Here is a 2,408-nt window from a genome sequence, read left to right as displayed (position 1 = left end):
GCCGTTAAAGACAGACTTTTTGTCTTGCCGATGGTGTTTACGTCCTCAATTGACCGCTCCAATGGTAGTGAGGCGGGCCGACGGCATTGCGCTGGCGTTTAGTTGCGCTTCACCAAGTCTGACATCCCGCATTACGGCTTGTTTCCCCGGTCAGTCGTCCCATCACGGAAAGTTGGTCAAGGTTTATTGGAGCGAGCAGCCTTCCGGTTATCTTTCGGGTTCTGTGAAAAGGCCGTCGCGGATAGAAGCTGTGGCGGGCGAAGTCCTTTTTTCTGAACAGGACGCACAGGAAAAAATCGCCGCCGAGCGCCGGTCCCATCTTTATTTTTTGGCGTTTCTGGTTGTTCTGGCAGGGCTGTTTTACTATCCGTCGATGGTCTTCCTGGACTGGGTGCAGGTAGCTGAGCGTCGTCGAAGTACGCATGGCGCGGAATAGTGACCGCAGAAGGTTATACAGTCTAGACTCGCTCGATCTTTTCAAGAAATCCTGAGCGTTCCATCACGGCCAGCGGCTGGGCATTGAGCCCCGCCAGCACCAGCCGGCCGCCGCGCAGCACGATGGCCTTGTGCAGCTGCTCCAGCACATCGAGCCCGGAGGTGTCCAGCGATTGCAGCGATTGCACGTCCAGCCGCACCACCAGGCCTTTGGGCGCGCTTTCCACCACGTTCAGGATGGGGTCGAGCTTGGCGACGGCGCCAAAAAACAGCGAGCCGTACAGCTGGAAGCTGGCGCCGTCGGCGCTGCGTGAGACCTCCACCACCTGGAACAGGGTGCTCATGCGTCGTACAAACAGCACGCAGGCCAGGATCAGGCCGACCTGCAGGGCGACCGTCAGGTCAAAAACTACGGTCAGCAAAAACGTGCCGAGCATGATGAGCCGGTAATGGCTGCTGGCCTGGCGCAGGTGGGCGAATTCGCGCCATTCCCCCATGTTCCAGGCCACATACAGCAGGATGCCCGCCAGCACCGCCAGCGGCACATGGACGGCCAGCGGGGCGGCTACCAGCACCACCACCACTAGCGTGAGGGCATGCACCACGCCCGAGACGGGAGAGGTGGCGCCCGAGCGCACGTTGGTCACCGTGCGGGCAATGGTGCCGGTGGCGGGCATGCCGCCAAAGAACGGCACCACAAAGTTGGCCACGCCCTGGGCCATCAGCTCCTGGTTGGGGTCATGACGCGGCAGGCCGGAAATCTGGTCGGACACGCGGGCGCAGAGCAGCGATTCCACCGCACCCAGCAGTGCAATGGTGATGGTGGGTGCCACCAGCAGCCGCACCGTCTCCCATGAAAAGTCAGGCAGCGCAAAGGAAGGCAGGGCACGGGGTATGCCGCCAAAACGCGTGCCGATGGTTTCCACCGGCAGGCTCAGCAAATAGGCAAACGCGGTAAGCGTCACCAGCGCCACAATCGGCCCCGGCATGCGCGACGCCATGCGCGTGGCCCGCTTGAGCTGCACGCCCTCGACGGCCTGCATCAGCCTGATCAGCCGCGTGGTGAAACCGCCGGCGCTTCGCGTGTGCACGGCAAACAGCTTGGGCCACACAAAGAGGCCGAGCAGGCAGGCCAACCCCAGCCCCAGCGCGTAAGGGTTGAAGCTGTCCAGGTGTTCGCCGATCACACGCAGCTGCGAAAAAAAATCGGCCGGCATCTTGGGCACCACCAGCCCCAGCAGGTCCCTGACCTGCGACAGCACGATCAGCACTGCGATGCCGTTGGTAAAACCCACCACGATGCTCACCGGCACGTAACGCACCAGCGTGCCCATTCTGAAAAAACCCAGCAGAAAGAGCAGCACACCGGCGCAGGCGGTGGAGATCAGCAGGTTGGCCAGGCCGTAGCGTTCAAGAATGCCGTAGACGATGACGATGAAGGCGCCGGCCGGGCCGCCTATCTGCACTGCCGAGCCGCCCAGCGCAGAGATCAATGCGCCGGCGATGATGGCCGTCCAGATGCCGGCCTCGGGCTTGAGGCCGGAAGCGATGGCAAAAGCCATGGCCAGGGGCAAAGCCACAATACCCACCGTGACGCCGGCCCCGGCATCCTTGAAAAAACGCTCGCGGGTGTAGCCGGCAAGCGCTGAAAACAGGCGCGGGCGAAATGGGGCGAGATAGGCCGGTAAATGCATCATGCGGCGGGCGTGGGTCGTGGGATTTGCGCGGCTGGTGGTGCGGGCAACGGCATAGGCATTGAATGTCCCATATGACTTTTTTCCATTGTTCGAAGCCTCAACATTCGGTACATTAGAAGGTTTTGTTAGGTAGAAATAGTTACTTTTCGTGTGATTTCAGGGTCGAATCATCAGTGTCGTCCCGTTTTGATCATCTGCGTATGGTTTTTTGGGGAAGTGATTGTTTGGCCTTTTAAGTTTTTTGTCTGCAATGCCGTCGCGCCTGTCCGCCTGCCT

At 60.7% G+C, this 2,408-nt stretch carries 2 protein-coding genes; one reads left to right on the top strand and one right to left on the bottom strand.

Annotation, left to right across the window (positions count from 1 at the left end; translation table 11 throughout):
• Positions 1 to 436 (top strand): hypothetical protein (locus AC1D1X_RS20960; RefSeq protein ID WP_477699072.1); only part of this gene is annotated, 436 nt, incomplete at its 5' end.
• Positions 437 to 458: 22 nt separating this feature from the next.
• Here AC1D1X_RS20960 and AC1D1X_RS20955 read toward each other — a convergent pair.
• Positions 459 to 2,129 (bottom strand): SulP family inorganic anion transporter, encoded by a 1,671-nt coding sequence (locus AC1D1X_RS20955; RefSeq protein WP_477670205.1) that lies wholly within the window; start codon positions 2,127 to 2,129, stop codon positions 459 to 461.
• Positions 2,130 to 2,408: the final 279 nt, after the last annotated feature.

Source organism: Polaromonas sp. P1_G4 (assembly GCF_056405475.1).
This window is presented reverse-complemented; position numbering and strand designations above follow the sequence as displayed.